The following is a 15,657-nucleotide window of genomic DNA, read 5'->3' as shown; positions in this document are numbered from 1 at the left end:
TTGCACTCATGCTTATATGAAAAGAATTAAATTGCTAACATGTTATAAAATATTTATTTTATTATTAATTTATTAGAACAAATGACTAATCCCCTCACTATGCGATATTGAATAGCGAAGGGATTTTATACATCATTTATATTAGAAGTAGAAGGCATTCACGTGTAAATAAAAATAGTATCAATCTTCTAAATCTTTTTCTGCTTTTTCTATGAATTTTTTATTTTCTTCAATTTGTTTTTTTCGTGCCTTTTCATCTTCTAATTCTTTTTGTTTTTGAATGTCGTGATAAACTTGTTCACGTTTCTCTTCGCGCTGTTTCGCTCTACTTTCTAATTCTTCTTTAGTATTGAACTCATTTGAGCTTAATAAAATAGTTGATTCTCTAGGAACATCGTCTTTGCGATACATATAAGCACCTGTACGATAAGCGGCTCTTGCTACCAGATGCATGCCTACCGGAGAAGTTAAATTGATAAAGATAATAGATAACAATAATCGTACGCTAAAGAAACTCTGTGAATGGATGAAATAAATTAATACGCCTATTAGTGTTAACAACACAGATAACGTCGAACTCTTAGTAGACGCATGACTTCGTAAAAAGACATCTTGAAATTTGACTATGCCAATCGCACTAATCACTGCAATGATACTTCCTAGAAAGATAAGGATGGCGGCGATTAATTCAACGATTTCGTTTATTTGTTCCATTGAATACTCGACCTCCCCCTATAAATCTAGAAATTGAGACTGAACTTACAAAGGATATAATCGCAATTAACATAATTGAATCTAGATAAGACACCGTATCGTATATCACGCTAATAATGCCTACTATACACATAATTACAGCACTCGAAGCATCAAAGGCTACAACTCTATCTGCCGTCGTAGGTCCTTTAATCAAACGGAAAAGACCAATTAAAAACGCTATACCAAATAACACGAGTGCGCTTGTCGTAAAGAAATTGATGAGTGACTCAATCATTGTGTCACCTCCAGAATCAAATTTTCATATTGCTTGATATTTTTCAATAAACTTTCTTTTTCCTTTTCTGAAACATCAATACTGTGAATAAAAAATTTATTGGTCGCTTTTGAAATTCTAATAACTGTAGATCCAGGCGTAATAATAATTAAAATTGTTAAAAATGTAATAGACCAATCATTTTTAAGACTCGTTTCATAAGTTAAGAGTCCGGGATTCATATCTTTTGTTTTAAAAAGAATGTAATTAATAATGCTAAGACTAGATGTTATTAATTGATATAAATAAACTGCTAAAAACTTAATTACAACCCATATCTTTTTAGGATAAAATTCCTGGTTAAAGAAACGGTGAAGAATATATATCACTATTAAGCCAATCACATAGCCAGCTACAAAGGTAGAGAATACAAATGAATGTTCATCTTGGAAGAGCACCCATAGAAACGCAATTAAAATGTTTAAAACAATTTGTCTCATTTATTCTCCTCCTTTAAATGTGTATTGACTAAATTATGGAAATAATGATCGTCTATATTTAATTTAGTGGCATTTTCTGTTGTTTTCATCACCACTGGTGCAGCGATACCCATTGCTAATACTACGGCAATTAGAATACCTAGAATACTTTTACGATGCATTGGTAATGGGTTGAAATCAACTTGTTCACCGTCGTTATCTCCAAAGTACATAATGAATAAAATTCTAAAGAGGCTATACATGGCAATTAAGCTTGTAATAATCATTAAACTTAAGCCAATATAATTTCCATTTTGAACTGCCCCTTGGAAGATAAGGACTTTTCCTGGGAAACCACTAAACGGTGGAACGCCTCCAATCGCGAAGATCATTACTATAAAGGCAACCCCGTAGAACGGTTCTTTTTTAGCTAAACCACTTAAATATCGATATTCTCGATAGCCTGACATATAAACTAAACTACCAATGACAAAGAACAGCATTGTTTTAACAATAATGTCATTTGCTAAATAAAAGATAGCGCCATGAACGCCAGCAAATGTGTTAGAACCTAATCCTAAGATGACAAAGCCAATTGATAAAATAACTTGGTAAGATGCTACTTTCTTAATATCGCGATAAGCAATCACGCCAAATGCGCCGATAATCATCGTAATACATGATAGAAATACGAGTAGCGGATGCGTAACGCCAGTATGTTGATCAAATAGTAAAGTAAAGAAGCGGATTAACGCATAAGCCCCTACTTTCGTCATTAAAGCTGCAAATAAGGCAGCAAGTTCTGTATTTAATACTGCATATGCTTTAGGTAACCACATAAAGAGTACCAAAGCCGCTTTAGATCCAAAAGCTACCATAAATACGATAGAAACAATAATAATTGCCCTATTATCATGGATTTGATCTAAACGTAAGGCAATGTGAGAAAAATTCAATGTACCTACTATTTTATATAACAAACCGATACCTAGTAAGAATAACCATGAGCCAATGATATTTAATACTACATAAATAATCGCAGCACGTAGTTGTTCTACCGATTGTCCAAGCGTTACTAACACGAAGGACGCAAGTAACATAATTTCAAACATGACATATAAATTAAATAAATCTGAAGTTAAGAAAGAACCGATGACGCCTACTGTTAAGAATAAAATAAAAGAAGGCATATAAAATCGATTGACACGTTGTTCGCCTCGTCCAAATCCATATGACATGATTAAAGTTACTACAAAGGAAGCTACTGTAGTCATTAATAGACCAAGTGAATCTCCTAAAAATTGTATACCAAATGGCGCTGGCCAATCACCAAAATTTAGTGTAATCGGCTTATGCTTTAATACATAAATGAGTAAAGCAAAAGAAATAATTGTATTGAGTGACATCGTACCGATATACAAAATCTTTGATAAAGTATTTTTATCTTTCGTAAATACGAGCACTAATGCACATACTAAAGGTAATAAAAGTGGGAGGATTAAAATATTACTGTTCATGTTTATCCTCCTCTCCTCTCAACACATTGATATCCGATTCTTTTGTTACACGATATGTTCGATATATCAATACTAATAGAAAAGCTGTCATCGCAAATCCAATAACGATAGCTGTTAGTACAATCGCTTGTAATAATGGATCTACGAAATTGTTATTTGAACCATGAATTAATGGTTCAACCATTTTATTACTATAGTGACCCATACTCATGATAATTAAATTACCTGCATGAGTATAAATTGAAATACCAATAACGATACGTATTAAATTTAAAGATAGAATCATGTACGTTCCTATAAATACTAAGAATCCTATCACAAAAAGTAAAATTAAATTCATGAATTACCACCACTTAAACACAACATTACTGTAACAATGACGCCCACTACAGTAAGTAATACGCCACCTTCAAAAAGAGTTACTGTAGTCACATGAAGTTCGCCAAAGATAGGTAAAGGAATATGTGCTTCACTTTGATGTAAGAAAGATTTACCAAAGAATATAGGAACGACTGCTGTTAATACTGAAATGAAGGAGCCAATAATCATCAGCTTCTTGAAATCTATCGGCAAACTTTCTAATACTTCATTCACATCGAAAGCTAAAAACATTAAGATGAATGCTGAACTAAATATAAGTCCTCCAATGAAACCGCCACCTGGATTATTGTGACCTGCAAAGAACACATAAAATCCAAATGTGAGTAAGATGAAAACCACAATTTTAGTGACTGTTTTTAAAACAATATCATTCTCTTTCATCTTGGCCCCTCCAATCTTTATAAGTTAATAATGTATAGATACCTAAACCAACAATAATTAATACAAGACTTTCAAACATTGTATCTAATGCTCTAAAGTCACCTAAAATGGCATTAACTATATTCTTACCACCTGTTAATTTATAAGCATTCATATAATATTTAGAAATCGTTTCTAGTCCATCACCTTGTTGAGCTATAAAGACTAGTGTCACAACTGCACCTGCCATAATAAATGACACAATTATTTTAATACTTTCTACTTTTAAATTATTTGCTCTACGAGAAATATTTGGTAAACGTGAGAAGCTAACAATAAAGAGAATGGTTGTAATTGTTTCGACTACTAATTGTGTTAATGCTAAGTCTGGCGCACGCATTACTAAAAAGAATAGTGCTACAGAATAACCAATAATACCGTTTAATATAACCATTGTTAAACGTTGGCGAATAAATACTAATGCGATACCTACAATACTTACCATTATTGCTAAAATAACTTCTAATGGACCGAAGTCGGTAACATGAATTTGATGTAGTTTAGGGAAACCGACTTGCATAATGCCATAAGCTACTAAAATCGCAAAAATCATGAGCGTGATAATATTGTAATGATTCAAGCGGTTATTCATTAAATGTCGAATACTTTGACCAGAATAGCTTTCAAATTCTCTATAAACTTTGCGATACGCATTGGTAATTGAGGCATATTTTACAACGCGATGTGTGAGATACTTCCAATCAATCTTCAAGGCTAAAATAAGTCCTACTACGATAACAATTACACTAAATATTAATGGTAAATTAACGCCATGCCATTGTGAAACATGCGGTGCTAGTGTATCTACATTGGCACCTAAATACGTAACATTGCGTAAAGCTGGTAACACAATGTGATGTGTAAAGAAATTAGGTACGAAGAAAATAATTGGTAACATAACCATTAAAATCATTGCTGGTAAACTAAAGAGCCAAGGCTCATGGATATGTTTCTTCGGCACTTCTTCTCCATCAAATTCGCCCCAATATGTTTCTTTTAACATGTAAACTGCATAAACAAATGTAAAAATACTAGCAATTACTCCTAAAGCCACTACTAAAATAGTTAACGGTAAACCAAATTGCTGTAACTTTATAGCTTTAACTAATGAGTCAAAGAACATTTCTTTACTCAAGAAACCATTTAAAAATGGTACGCCTGCCATTGATAAGGCAGCTAAAGTCATTGCTAAATTCATTTTAGGGAAATATTTACGCATACCACTTAGACGACGAATATCTCTTGTACCTGCCTCATGGTCTATAATTCCTACACCCATAAATAAAGCACATTTAAATAACGCATGGTTCATTAAATGGAATAAGCCGGCAAATAAAATGAGCGTATATATCTCTGCCATAGGACCAGATGGATGCTGAGCAATACCGCCTCCTAAACCGACCATAGACATAATCATACCGAGTTGACTTATTGTAGAATATGCTAATATTCCTTTTAAATCATATTGTCTTAAAGCTGTAATCGAACCAAACATCATTGTAATAAGTCCTACGAACGTTACTGTATAAATGTAACTATCACTTAAACCTAATATTGGAGTAAATCTGAATAGTAAAAAGATACCTGCTTTAACCATTGTGGCTGAATGTAGATACGCACTTACTGGCGTAGGAGCAGCCATTGCTTTCGGTAACCAAATATGAAATGGAAATTGCGCTGATTTTGTAAAAGCACCTATAAGCAACATTATCATCATCGGTATAAATAAAGCATGATCACTTATTTGATGTCTTTGTGCTATCAATTCAGAAACAGTATTAGTACCGGTAATGATATAAAGCATAATAAAGCCAGTTAATAAAGCCAGGCCACCTAGTACAGTAATCATGAATGATTGAATCGCACCTAATTGACTATTGGGATTGCTATACCAATATGAAATTAATAGGAATGAGGATACACTTGTTAATTCCCAAAAGACATACATTAAAATGGTATTATTAGAAATCACAATACCTAACATACTAAACATGAATAAGAGTAAATATAGGAAGAAACGCGGTAAATTATTACTGCTATCCGCCATATATTGTGTCGCATAGAAAAAGACAGCAACACCAATAATTGAAATAATCAACCCGAACATGAGTCCAAGGCCATCTAACCTCAAATCGAAATTAACATCAATAACAGGCATCCAAGGGATTTTAAATGTAATCAATTTTTGATGCATCACATTAGGAATCTGAGAAAGAAAATAAACAGAAGCTATAATTGGTGCAAGTAATGATATGTAACTTGAGTAGCGTCTTAGAGGCTTAATAAATAATGTTACTAAGACTAACCCCATCACTAAGATGAGACTGCCTAGTAAATAGACTAAGCTCATCAAATACCTCCTTTATTAATAGTATTATAAGTTCAAAGCAATGATAGTATGATGCTCTTCTTTAGATGACAGTCCTATAAATTTCACTGTTTCTTGTGTCGTTTGATGACCTAAATACTTTTGTATAATTGCAATAGAAATACCCGATTTATAAGCATGATAAGCAAATGTTTTACGTAATGTTGTTAAACCAATATGTAACAAACCTAATTCTTCTGCCGCGTGATGAATAATTCGGTAAGCTTGTTGCCTCGATAACTCTTTATGTGTACGCAACGATTGGAATAAAAGTTGATCACAAGTGAGTTGATTAGCTTCAATATAAGCTTTCACTTCAGAGCGTAAATCATCTGGTAACATAATTTTAATGGATGGCGCACATTGTTGAATCCATGATGAAATAATATCCTCATCTTCTCGCTTTAAAACCTCTTCCACTTTGAGATTTAATAAATCCATTAATCGAATACCTGTATGTATAGCTAATTTAAATAGCAGATAATCTCTATCGGATTTTGCTTTTAACACTTGATACATTCTTTTAATATCTTCTTTATTTCTAATAGGTTCAACTTGATTCATTTGTTCACCTCTTATCGTTTAGGTTTCTTATTTAATGATAAATGATATTTTAGTAACATTAAACCTTTTTGCCTAATTTTTTTATTTTAGGGTGTCTCTTTTTTCAAAAAGATTCGATATATAAAGTGAAAGGAGGTGAAACAATCATGAATGAAGTATCTCAATTAACTGTTGTTTGTACGCATATTTATCACGACGAAAATGGTAAAGCGAAAGAAACAAAACGTCGCTTTACCAATTTAAACACTAGCGCTACTGAATCAGACATTAAAGCATTCACCGATATCATTTCTAATTTAATCGGAGAAGTCTTTGATAAAGTCGAAGTAGTTAAAACACAAGTTGTAGCCTAATCAAAAATATTTGAATATCGCTAAAACTCACGTGGAACATTAATCATTTAATAAGGAGGTATGTAGCATGTCTAAAACATTAGAGCTCATATTTAAAACGAATTTAAACAAATCTGCTAAATTACAATTCCCCAATATTGGCGTCACTTCTGTCACTGAGGCTAGTGCTCAAAATGCCATGGAAAATATCCTAAAATTAAATATTTTAAAACCTACCACTGGCACACCTATCAAACCCGCTTCTGCTCAAATCGTAGACAAAACAACGACTGTTATTTTCGAAACAAAATAATTAAGTTACATTTTATAAATTCATAACACTTAACTACATAGCTCAAGGTCGCTTTTAAATTTTAAAATAACGACTTTGGGCTATTTATATTGTTATTATGAGTAGTGTCAAGGCATCCCAAGTGTTCCTACTGCTTTTGAAAATTCAATAGTAAATAAGTATAATAATAATGTTTCATAAAAATAGAAAGTTGAGGGAGCAAACATGATATTTTTATTTATTCTCGGTATCGTGGCAGGAATGATGGTCCCTATTCAAACTTCCATTAATTCTCGTTTAGGTAGATATACTGAATCATCTTTTTATGCTTCTACCATTTCATTTTTCGTCGGTACTATATTTTTATTCATATTAAACGTAATATTTAATACCCAAATGTTTACGACTTCATTCTACGCTGGACACTCTTTTAACTATCATTGGTGGGTCGGCGGTCTATTAGGTGTCTGTTTCTTAACAGGTAACTTATTATTGTTACCTCGTTTAGGGGCTGCTTTGACTGTGGTTATGACGGTAGCTGGTCAAATTATTATGGGAGTCATCATCGATACATTCGGTTTATTAGGTGCAAGTCACCACGCATTCACGTTTTTTAAAGGTGTCGGCATTGTTATTTTATTTTTCGGTATTTTGTTAATGAATTATATACCTAAAAGTAAACTTGAAGATAAAGTAAACCCTACCTTTTATTTATGGCTTGTAGCTGGTTTTATCTTTGGTTTTGCACCTCCCTTGCAAACGACAATTAATAGTGGTCTTTCTCAACAAATGGGTTCTTCTTTATTTGCGTCACTGGTTTCATTTTCAGTGGGAACGTTAGCACTATTCATTCTGACGTTAATCTTTAACCGCAGCTTGAAAATTAAGACGGTTCAACCCAACATTGGTAAAATCAAACCTGTTTACTTTATTGGCGGTATTTTAGGTGTGGTATTTGTGACCTCAAATATTATATTAATGCCATTTTTAGGCGCTGCTTTAACCACAATTATTGCGATGCTTGGGCAAATGTTAATGGGCGTAATTATCGATCATTTTGGCTTAGGTGTACCTAAGAATCGTATTACTTTGCGTAAATTAATCGGCTTAACTGCTATTGCTATCGGCATTATTTTGTTACGTCTTTTCTAATTTTTAAACAAAAAATCAATATTTACTATATACGAAATCTTCTTAATGAATAATTGAGAAGATTTTTTTATTTACCATTATTTAGTAGCTATATCTAGGGGTTTCATGGGGTATAATTGAAACATAACAACTTAATAGAGGTGACCTATTTGAAAAAACTTTTTACTCCCCTATCTATTTTATCCACTATCCTTCTCCTTCTTATCATTAGCTTTGGGTACTATATTTATACGAAAGTGCCTAAAGAGCCAAATCTTTCTAAATTAGAAACGATAGAGGCAAAACCTCAAACCACACTTACTTTTAGTGGCATTCAACAAGCTGAACAATCTTTCACCTTATACTTCACTCCTAAATTAGGTACTATTTCTGATATTTTAGTGAAAAATGAAGGAACCATTACCCCACATACACCCTTACTCGAATACTACAATCCCAACATTGAAAAATTAATTGCAACTAAAAAGAAAACATTATCCTCTTTACAACAACCTCAAACAAACACTAAAACACTCCCTTTACAACAATATGAATTAACTAATCAAATTCAAGAGTTACAAAGTCGTCTTCGTACTCAAGTATTTTCTCCTATTAAAGGCAAAGTCACGCTACTCAATGAGTTTCCTTCCAAACCTCTTACTAAAATGATGGTTATTAATAGTGATAGACGTATGATTCGTGCTATAGTAAGTGAATCTCAACTCAAACAATTAAAAGTTAAACAAAATGTCAATGTAACCTCGAACCATTCGAAATTATTTACTGGAAATATTCGTTATATCTCCCCTGTCCCTTCTAAAATAACTAAGAAAGATTCTTTCTATCGTGTTGATATTTCTTCAGATGATCAATACCCGATTGGACGACATTTTGATATAGACATTGGTAGCGCATATTTTGAATTACCAAAATCCGTGATTTATAAAGACCATTTTATTTTGATTACACACAATAAAAAAATTATTAAAAGAAGTATTAAATATATTAAAAGTCAAAAAAGTGGGTATATTATGGTATCCGATGGAATAAATATTGGAGAAAAAATTATTGTGCACCCTACGTCATCACTTTTAAAAAACGATAAGTGATATTTTTTATAACTTAATATTCAGACAATTTTTTATTTAATAGAGAGTAACAATAATTGTCCATAATTAATTGGTTATAAAAATTTGCTTGTTTTTCTAAACAAAGTATTAAATAATCAAAATATTGTTTTATTAAGTAGTTTTTCGTTTACTTCTTAATTTTATTTAGTTATAATTAACTAAATAATATAGCATTAAATTAATTTATCAAAATTTATTTAATCTAAATTATTAAAAGTATTTTAACGATTAAATGACGTCATATATAGATTTAACGGGCGCACTCATTATAGAGAGGATATTAGTTGGGGAGGTTTCCATATGGCTATTTCAAAAATAAACGATTGTTTTGAATTATTAGCGATGATTACTTACGCTGATAAATTAAAAAGTATTATCAAAAAAGAATTCTCAATTAGCTTTGAAGAATTCGCGGTTTTAACTTATATTAGTCAAAGCAAAGAAGACGAATATTATTTGAAAGATATTATTAATCACTTAAACTATAAACAACCACAAGTAGTTAAAGCTGTTAAAAACTTATCTCAAGAAGATTATTTCGATAAAAAACGTAACGAGCATGATGAAAGAACTGTTTTAATTCTTGTAAATGCAACACAACGTAAAAAAATTGATGACTTATTAAATAAAGTAAACAATCGTATAGAAGAAGCTAACAAAGAAACAGATTTATAAATTCTTTATGACTTCATAAAAAATTGTCCGCATAATGATGTGGGCTTTTTTTATGTCCAATTTTCTAAGATACTGACTTATTTAAATTTTCCATAAAAAATAAACTATACCCAATGGTGTCAGATTGGTATAGTTTATTGAAATATAAATAAGTATTAATCATTCTGTTGTGTCATATGCTCTACATTTTTTAAAAAGTTTAAATAGATAGAGAGAAATTTATCTGCCTCTTCTACATAAGGTGCATGTCCTGAATCTTCAAATAAAACTTTCTCCACATGTTGGAATCGCTCTTCTAATTTGTAATGTTCTTTATCAGCAATAATGGGGTCATAACGACCATTAATAATAAGTGTTGGGACTTTGACAGAACGCTTAAACTCTCTGTTTACGCTGACTGTATCTAAAAGCGCTCGACTAGCTACCGCACTATCTTCAGAACATTGTTTACTATATAAGCGTTGGCGTTGAAACCACTTCATTGCTTCTTCACGTTCTTTATAAATATAAGGAAATAATAACAATAGCGCTTCAGATTTATTAAATCCAGCGATTTCATCTTGGTGCTCAATCATTAATTTCGTAAAACCATGAACGATATCTTCTGCTTTTGAAGAAATAATTGTTAGTGATAAAACTTTATCTTCGTGTTTCTCAGTAAACTCTCTGGCGATAATACCTCCCATATCATGTCCTAAAATATGTGCGTGTTGAATATCAAGTTTAGTCATTAAAATATATAAATCTTTAACGTGATCCACTAAATTATATGAATTAGGATGAGAAGATTTACCATGTCCTCTAACATCATAAGTAATCACTTTATATTGATTTTGCAGTTGTTGTTTTAATATATGAAACGCAGCTAAATTACCATCTAAACCATGAATTAAAATAATGGGAAGACCTTGCCCTTCTTCTTGATAAGCTATCTTCGTTCGGTTTAACGTTTCGATCTTCTTCATATTGGCACCTCCCTTATTTGTTACTATACCCAATTCAATAAAATTTACGCTATGAATGTAAATACCATTAATTTATTTTTTATAAAATAAAATTAAAAATAAATTTTAAAAAAACTCAAGTACTATCATATGTTGATAGCACTTGAGTAATAATCATCCTATTAAACTTTTGTTCTTGAAGAGAGTCGCACAGTATAAAATACTACTAATACTACAATAAGTATCCAAATAATTAATGAGGCGATTTGAGCAATTTCTGGTTTTGTTAAAACCGCATCTACTGTTTTTTGACAAAATAATAAACCAATGCCAGTGTATTCTAATTTTTTGATGAATAATCCAGTTAAGCTAAAAATAATACCTACAAAAAAGACAAATTGATGACTATAAATAGTAATGGGAACGATGCCCCAAGTGATATTAAATGCACGCATAATGATTAATATCAGTGCAGTAACCGCAATCACATATCCAATCATAATTTCAAATCGATTGCTATAAAGATATTTTTTCCTATCTATTCGGATATTTATAAAAATAGTGATAGGCAGTATAACAATACAATAAAAAATTGAAATTGCTGTTGCTGCTTGAAACGGTACATATTGTTTATCATATAAATAAGAAATTAAGATGAAATTCATAATAAAAAAGATGACTGGATTCAATTGTAAACCAAAAAGATTACGTTGAATGATTAAAATAATTTGTGCAGGTGATTTACCTCTATATTCCAAATAATCTTGATCTTTTGTTTCAGACTTTTTTAAATCTGTACGTAAATTTTCTTTAATATCATCAATTAAATTAGGGGCCATGCCTTTATGGCTAAAATAATCGTTAATATTTTCAAGTAACACTTTATCGTTAGTTCTCATGAGTTACTCCTTTGTTAGACTGCTAGTAATTTTGTTACTGAATAAAAAATAAGATCCAATTTTCTCTATCTCAATAATCATTGAATGATTCAATTAAGAATTTTATCATACATTTGTGCAATTTTCTTGTATATATCAAGTTCATTTAGATGTAATTGTATGAAATATCGTTATAAGGCAAATGTGATTTATATACGTCAAAAGCGACAAATCCTACATTATTTAGTAGAAATTGTCGCTTTAATCTATTACAAATATTTAATTCTGAAGTATTCTTATAAATACTATGCGTGATGTTTATTATTGAGCAACATCAATACGGTATAATTTTAAAACTTTATCTTTTGGACCATTTGAACCAAATTGATAGCTTGTATTGCCTTTTTGAATGTAACCAAAGTTACCACTTACTTTATTGTATTGAGCACGTGTAATCGCATTTTGACCAACGCTTTGTTTAACTTGATTATAAGTTGGGCCATTTGCTGCATTATAAGTCATAGAAATTCTAGTTACATAGCCTTGGTTTTGTTTACCTTTAGCTGTTACTACAATTAAACCTTTAGCAGTACGATATTCGTAATAACCTTCGTTAGTGTTTGGATTTTTAGAATAGATCGGAGTACCATATTTATTATTTACATTTTTAATTGATTCACCAAGTGTGATATTCTCTAATGTTCTTTGTCCTTGAGTTAATTGTTGAACTGTTTGAATTGAATTTCCGCTAGCTGCTTCAGCATGATTAACGCCTACTCCTGTCATTACTAGTCCTGAAACTAAAAATGCCGCTACTAATTTTTTCATAAGCACTCTCTCTCCTTTATCTCATTCTTATCTTGTGCTTACTTATAGTATACCCCAATTATTACTAAAATAACACTACTATTACAAAAATATTACAGATTTTTTCATTTTTTGTAACAACCTCGTTATTACATTATATAAATTAGGCAATTTTTTAGCGTTTAGGCATATTTTCCTTAATAAAAGGTGTCGCCTCTTCAACAAACTTTTCTAGTTCTTCTTCAAAAGGATACAGGCTTGAATCGGTAAATACATCAAAACGTGCATTACCTATTAAATCTGCTACTTCTTTTGATTCAATTGTAGTAATACGTTCACCATATTCACTTGCAATAATAAATGTTGGTTTTGTTACATGTTCAAATACTTCGCTAATACCTTCTTGTTTAAACACATCTTCAACCGCTTGCGTTTCTTCTTTTGTAGAAATTGCATTCGTGTCTTCAACATGTTTTAAAAATTTATTCATTTTACGTGGTTTATAATATCGACGTTTTTCTAAGAATTTATCTTGTTTTACTTCATCCCAGTTACGTATTTTGTGCGCATATTTTCTAAATAAGCGTTCTTCTGGTAACTCTCCCTCAATTGAAGTTGGTGTCACTAATATTAAAGAAGAAACATAATCTTTGTAACGATTTGCTAAATCAGCCACAATATTAGCGCCCATTTCATGTCCAATAAATGCTGCCTCATCTATATATAAATAATCTAATAATAGAATAATGTCATCTGCAAATTCATTAAATTTAATTTGTCTAGGTTTATCTGAATACCCATGCCCTCTTAAATCCACTAATACTACTTGAAATGATTTTGCGAGTTCTTTTGCTACATTTTGAAAAATTGAAGCATTCTCGTATGCAGTATGTACTAATACTACCGGGTAACCTTCTCCCATCGTATTATAGTTTAGAGAAAGTCCTCCTCTTCTAGTAAATAAATCCATCTTAGTTATCTCCTTTCTGTGTTATATCAATCGGTAAGATAGATAATAATTCTTCAACTGTTGTAATAATATAATCTACCTCTTCTTCAAGAGGTTCTAGATCATCATCGTCATGTTTAAACCATACACTTACCATACCCATTGCACGGGCTGGCGCAACATCATTTAACGCATCATCGCCTACATACATAATTTCTTCTGGCAAAACGTCTAATTGATCAATCATATCTTCGAATATACGCGGATGTGGCTTGCGATATCCTACTGTTTCTGAAGTAGATAAATAATTGATAACATGACCTACACCTAAAGAGTGTAAGCGAAATTGCTTGATTTTCGATTTCCCGTTTGCGATGACACCTAACAAATAGTTACTTTCAGATAGCTTTTCCAATGTATAAAGTGTGTCATAGTATGGAAAGACATAACGGTAAAAGTGCATTTCAAAATCATGAAATAAATCTTTCCAAGTTAATCTATCTATATGAAACTGTTTAATAATCGCTTTGTATAAATCAGGTTTATCATTATCTTCATCATCGTCTAATTCGATAAATTTCTTTTTAAAGTCAGCAAGTTGAACATGTACGAAATAATCATGAAAACGTTCAAACTGTTCTTCGATAAATTTGTCTCTAGACTTTGTTCTATCTAATAAAGTACCTTCTAAGTCAAAGACAACTGCTTTTATATGACTTAAATCCATTCTTATTTTTCCTCTTCAATATAATAGTATTCTTATTTTAGCAAATCACGTCAGCTAACGTAATACTTTGGACTGGGAAATTAAAATATAAAATAAAGTTGGGATGCCGATTAATGCTAAAATAATGCTTGCTGGAATTTGTACTGGATTGATAATGATACTTCCTATCCAATCGGCAAATAACATCATCGTCGCTCCAATTAAAATATTAAGAATCATTTGCATTCCTATGGTGTAGCCCGAGTAGTATCGGCGTATAAGTTGAGGTATAACCATACCTATAAATCCGATGACACCCACATACGCGACAGCAATAGCAGTCATAATTGAAGCCAGTGTAAGCACGATAAACGTGACACGCTGAACATTTAAACCAAGAGATTGACCCTTTAATTCGCCTAGTTGCAACAACTTAATAGAGGATATCATCCCGAATAATATGATTACGCTAGGTATTGCCACAACACTAATATATATCATTTCTTTCGTTTCAGCCGCTGCAAAACCACCAAAGAAATAATTGGCAATTTGATTCATCTGACTCGGTTTAATTAATACTAATATATATAATAAAGCATTAAACAACGCCCCAATCATTAAGCCTGTCACAATTAATATTTTAACGGGATAACCTTTAGAAACGATAGTCGCAACCATTAAAACGATGATTAAGGTAAAGAGACTAAACCCTATTGAAAATATAGGGAGCCAAATAAATGAAAGCCCTAAAAATAATGCTAATCCTGAGCCAAATGTAGCACCGCTCGCTAATCCAAGCGTGAAACTATCAGCAAGAGGATTATTCAATACAATTTGAAACATTTGCCCTGCCAACGTTAAAATCGCCCCAGTAATAAGCGCCTCAAACGTCCTAGGAATTCTAACTTTATATAAAATAGTTTGATTAAATGAATCATTTAGCGATCCTAATTCCCAACATAAGCTTAAACTCGTTATGACACATAAACACATAATCCAAATCATAAATGTAACGTAAATTTTCTTTGTCATAATCTCCACTCTGTTATATGTTTTATATAATGTTCATTATAACTAATATTTAAAAAGTGATGTAGCTCATTGGTACATTGAA

19 protein-coding genes are annotated in these 15,657 nt (G+C 31.5%); 5 read left to right on the top strand and 14 right to left on the bottom strand.

The features are described 5' to 3' along the window. Positions 1-180: 180 nt before the first annotated feature. From E2558_RS00215 to E2558_RS00180, 8 genes are read right to left on the bottom strand one after another with little or no spacing between them, the layout of a single operon-like run. Positions 181-714, bottom strand: a complete 534-nt coding sequence (locus tag E2558_RS00215; RefSeq protein ID WP_126565000.1) for a Na+/H+ antiporter subunit G — start codon at positions 712-714, stop codon at positions 181-183. Further along, entirely contained in the window at positions 689-991 is a 303-nt protein-coding gene (mnhF2, locus tag E2558_RS00210; protein WP_103299089.1) for a Na+/H+ antiporter Mnh2 subunit F, read from the bottom strand. Before mnhF2 ends, E2558_RS00215 begins: the two co-directional genes overlap by 26 nt. Continuing rightward, complete coding sequence (gene mnhE2, locus E2558_RS00205; protein WP_126564999.1) at positions 988-1,470, bottom strand: Na+/H+ antiporter Mnh2 subunit E; 483 nt, start codon at positions 1,468-1,470, stop codon at positions 988-990. Before mnhE2 ends, mnhF2 begins: the two co-directional genes overlap by 4 nt. Beyond that, positions 1,467-2,966 carry a Na+/H+ antiporter Mnh2 subunit D gene (gene mnhD2, locus E2558_RS00200; RefSeq protein WP_126564998.1) on the bottom strand — a complete coding sequence of 500 codons (1,500 nt, stop codon included), beginning with the start codon at positions 2,964-2,966 and terminating at the stop codon, positions 1,467-1,469. Before mnhD2 ends, mnhE2 begins: the two co-directional genes overlap by 4 nt. Continuing rightward, positions 2,956-3,306 (bottom strand): Na+/H+ antiporter Mnh2 subunit C, encoded by a 351-nt coding sequence (mnhC2, locus tag E2558_RS00195; RefSeq protein ID WP_126564997.1) that lies wholly within the window; start codon positions 3,304-3,306, stop codon positions 2,956-2,958. The genes mnhD2 and mnhC2 overlap by 11 nt, the downstream gene beginning before the upstream one ends. Then, complete coding sequence (mnhB2, locus tag E2558_RS00190; protein WP_126564996.1) at positions 3,303-3,728, bottom strand: Na+/H+ antiporter Mnh2 subunit B; 426 nt, start codon at positions 3,726-3,728, stop codon at positions 3,303-3,305. Before mnhB2 ends, mnhC2 begins: the two co-directional genes overlap by 4 nt. Then, positions 3,715-6,117: a DUF4040 family protein gene (locus E2558_RS00185; RefSeq protein ID WP_126564995.1), complete on the bottom strand. Its 2,403-nt coding sequence runs from the start codon at positions 6,115-6,117 to the stop codon at positions 3,715-3,717. The genes mnhB2 and E2558_RS00185 overlap by 14 nt, the downstream gene beginning before the upstream one ends. A gap of 24 nt (positions 6,118-6,141) precedes the next feature. Then, entirely contained in the window at positions 6,142-6,699 is a 558-nt protein-coding gene (locus E2558_RS00180) for a tyrosine-type recombinase/integrase (protein ID WP_126564994.1), read from the bottom strand. 146 nt (positions 6,700-6,845) lie between these two features. On the opposite strand from E2558_RS00180, the gene sroA reads away from it, so the two are divergent. The 5 genes from sroA (at position 6,846) to sarA (ending at position 10,259) form a co-directional block, all read left to right on the top strand. Beyond that, positions 6,846-7,052: a sigS mRNA-stabilizing protein SroA gene (gene sroA, locus E2558_RS00175; protein ID WP_126564993.1), complete on the top strand. Its 207-nt coding sequence runs from the start codon at positions 6,846-6,848 to the stop codon at positions 7,050-7,052. A gap of 67 nt (positions 7,053-7,119) precedes the next feature. Further along, complete coding sequence (locus tag E2558_RS00170; protein ID WP_126564992.1) at positions 7,120-7,344, top strand: DUF2922 domain-containing protein; 225 nt, start codon at positions 7,120-7,122, stop codon at positions 7,342-7,344. Positions 7,345-7,548: 204 nt separating this feature from the next. Then, the gene (locus tag E2558_RS00165; RefSeq protein WP_126564991.1) at positions 7,549-8,475 is read left to right on the top strand and encodes a DMT family transporter; all 927 of its coding nucleotides are present in this window, start codon (positions 7,549-7,551) and stop codon (positions 8,473-8,475) included. Between the two features lie 116 nt (positions 8,476-8,591). Further along, positions 8,592-9,563 carry an efflux RND transporter periplasmic adaptor subunit gene (locus E2558_RS00160; RefSeq protein WP_242490298.1) on the top strand — a complete coding sequence of 324 codons (972 nt, stop codon included), beginning with the start codon at positions 8,592-8,594 and terminating at the stop codon, positions 9,561-9,563. Between the two features lie 321 nt (positions 9,564-9,884). Continuing rightward, a complete protein-coding gene (sarA, locus tag E2558_RS00155; protein WP_103297334.1) occupies positions 9,885-10,259 on the top strand; it encodes a global transcriptional regulator SarA in 375 nt (124 codons plus the stop codon). A 155-nt stretch (positions 10,260-10,414) separates the two neighbouring features. On the opposite strand, the gene E2558_RS00150 is transcribed toward sarA, so the two are convergent. The 6 genes from E2558_RS00150 to E2558_RS00125 form a co-directional block, all read right to left on the bottom strand. Beyond that, positions 10,415-11,224 (bottom strand): alpha/beta fold hydrolase, encoded by an 810-nt coding sequence (locus tag E2558_RS00150; RefSeq protein WP_126564989.1) that lies wholly within the window; start codon positions 11,222-11,224, stop codon positions 10,415-10,417. A gap of 161 nt (positions 11,225-11,385) precedes the next feature. Continuing rightward, positions 11,386-12,102 carry a hypothetical protein gene (locus E2558_RS00145; RefSeq protein ID WP_126564988.1) on the bottom strand — a complete coding sequence of 239 codons (717 nt, stop codon included), beginning with the start codon at positions 12,100-12,102 and terminating at the stop codon, positions 11,386-11,388. Between the two features lie 300 nt (positions 12,103-12,402). Continuing rightward, positions 12,403-12,909, bottom strand: coding sequence for an SA0570 family protein (locus E2558_RS00140; RefSeq protein WP_126564987.1), 507 nt, complete (start codon positions 12,907-12,909; stop codon positions 12,403-12,405). Between the two features lie 154 nt (positions 12,910-13,063). Continuing rightward, positions 13,064-13,858: an alpha/beta fold hydrolase gene (locus E2558_RS00135; protein WP_126564986.1), complete on the bottom strand. Its 795-nt coding sequence runs from the start codon at positions 13,856-13,858 to the stop codon at positions 13,064-13,066. Between the two features lies 1 nt (position 13,859). Further along, on the bottom strand, positions 13,860-14,564 hold the full coding sequence (locus E2558_RS00130; protein ID WP_126564985.1) for an HAD family hydrolase: 705 nt from the start codon (positions 14,562-14,564) through the stop codon (positions 13,860-13,862). A gap of 54 nt (positions 14,565-14,618) precedes the next feature. After that, the gene (locus tag E2558_RS00125) at positions 14,619-15,575 is read right to left on the bottom strand and encodes a FecCD family ABC transporter permease (RefSeq protein ID WP_126564984.1); all 957 of its coding nucleotides are present in this window, start codon (positions 15,573-15,575) and stop codon (positions 14,619-14,621) included. Positions 15,576-15,657: the final 82 nt, after the last annotated feature.

The sequence above is a fragment of the Staphylococcus pragensis genome (assembly GCF_004785665.1).
GTDB classification, from domain to species: Bacteria; Bacillota; Bacilli; order Staphylococcales; family Staphylococcaceae; genus Staphylococcus; species Staphylococcus pragensis.
This window is presented reverse-complemented; position numbering and strand designations above follow the sequence as displayed.

Excerpts from the sequence above, each read along its gene's own strand:
- E2558_RS00180 (WP_126564994.1), bottom strand. The coding sequence starts at position 6,699 with ATGAATCAAGTTGAACCTATTAGAAATAAAGAAGATATTAAAAGAATG.
- mnhD2 (WP_126564998.1), bottom strand. The coding sequence starts at position 2,966 with ATGAACAGTAATATTTTAATCCTCCCACTTTTATTACCTTTAGTATGT.
- E2558_RS00130 (WP_126564985.1), bottom strand. The coding sequence starts at position 14,564 with ATGGATTTAAGTCATATAAAAGCAGTTGTCTTTGACTTAGAAGGTACT.
- E2558_RS00150 (WP_126564989.1), bottom strand. The coding sequence starts at position 11,224 with ATGAAGAAGATCGAAACGTTAAACCGAACGAAGATAGCTTATCAAGAA.
- sroA (WP_126564993.1), top strand. The coding sequence starts at position 6,846 with ATGAATGAAGTATCTCAATTAACTGTTGTTTGTACGCATATTTATCAC.
- mnhB2 (WP_126564996.1), bottom strand. The coding sequence starts at position 3,728 with ATGAAAGAGAATGATATTGTTTTAAAAACAGTCACTAAAATTGTGGTT.
- E2558_RS00170 (WP_126564992.1), top strand. The coding sequence starts at position 7,120 with ATGTCTAAAACATTAGAGCTCATATTTAAAACGAATTTAAACAAATCT.
- sarA (WP_103297334.1), top strand. The coding sequence starts at position 9,885 with ATGGCTATTTCAAAAATAAACGATTGTTTTGAATTATTAGCGATGATT.
- mnhF2 (WP_103299089.1), bottom strand. The coding sequence starts at position 991 with ATGATTGAGTCACTCATCAATTTCTTTACGACAAGCGCACTCGTGTTA.
- E2558_RS00140 (WP_126564987.1), bottom strand. The coding sequence starts at position 12,909 with ATGAAAAAATTAGTAGCGGCATTTTTAGTTTCAGGACTAGTAATGACA.
- E2558_RS00165 (WP_126564991.1), top strand. The coding sequence starts at position 7,549 with ATGATATTTTTATTTATTCTCGGTATCGTGGCAGGAATGATGGTCCCT.
- E2558_RS00185 (WP_126564995.1), bottom strand. The coding sequence starts at position 6,117 with ATGAGCTTAGTCTATTTACTAGGCAGTCTCATCTTAGTGATGGGGTTA.
- mnhC2 (WP_126564997.1), bottom strand. The coding sequence starts at position 3,306 with ATGAATTTAATTTTACTTTTTGTGATAGGATTCTTAGTATTTATAGGA.
- E2558_RS00215 (WP_126565000.1), bottom strand. The coding sequence starts at position 714 with ATGGAACAAATAAACGAAATCGTTGAATTAATCGCCGCCATCCTTATC.
- E2558_RS00135 (WP_126564986.1), bottom strand. The coding sequence starts at position 13,858 with ATGGATTTATTTACTAGAAGAGGAGGACTTTCTCTAAACTATAATACG.
- E2558_RS00145 (WP_126564988.1), bottom strand. The coding sequence starts at position 12,102 with ATGAGAACTAACGATAAAGTGTTACTTGAAAATATTAACGATTATTTT.
- mnhE2 (WP_126564999.1), bottom strand. The coding sequence starts at position 1,470 with ATGAGACAAATTGTTTTAAACATTTTAATTGCGTTTCTATGGGTGCTC.
- E2558_RS00125 (WP_126564984.1), bottom strand. The coding sequence starts at position 15,575 with ATGACAAAGAAAATTTACGTTACATTTATGATTTGGATTATGTGTTTA.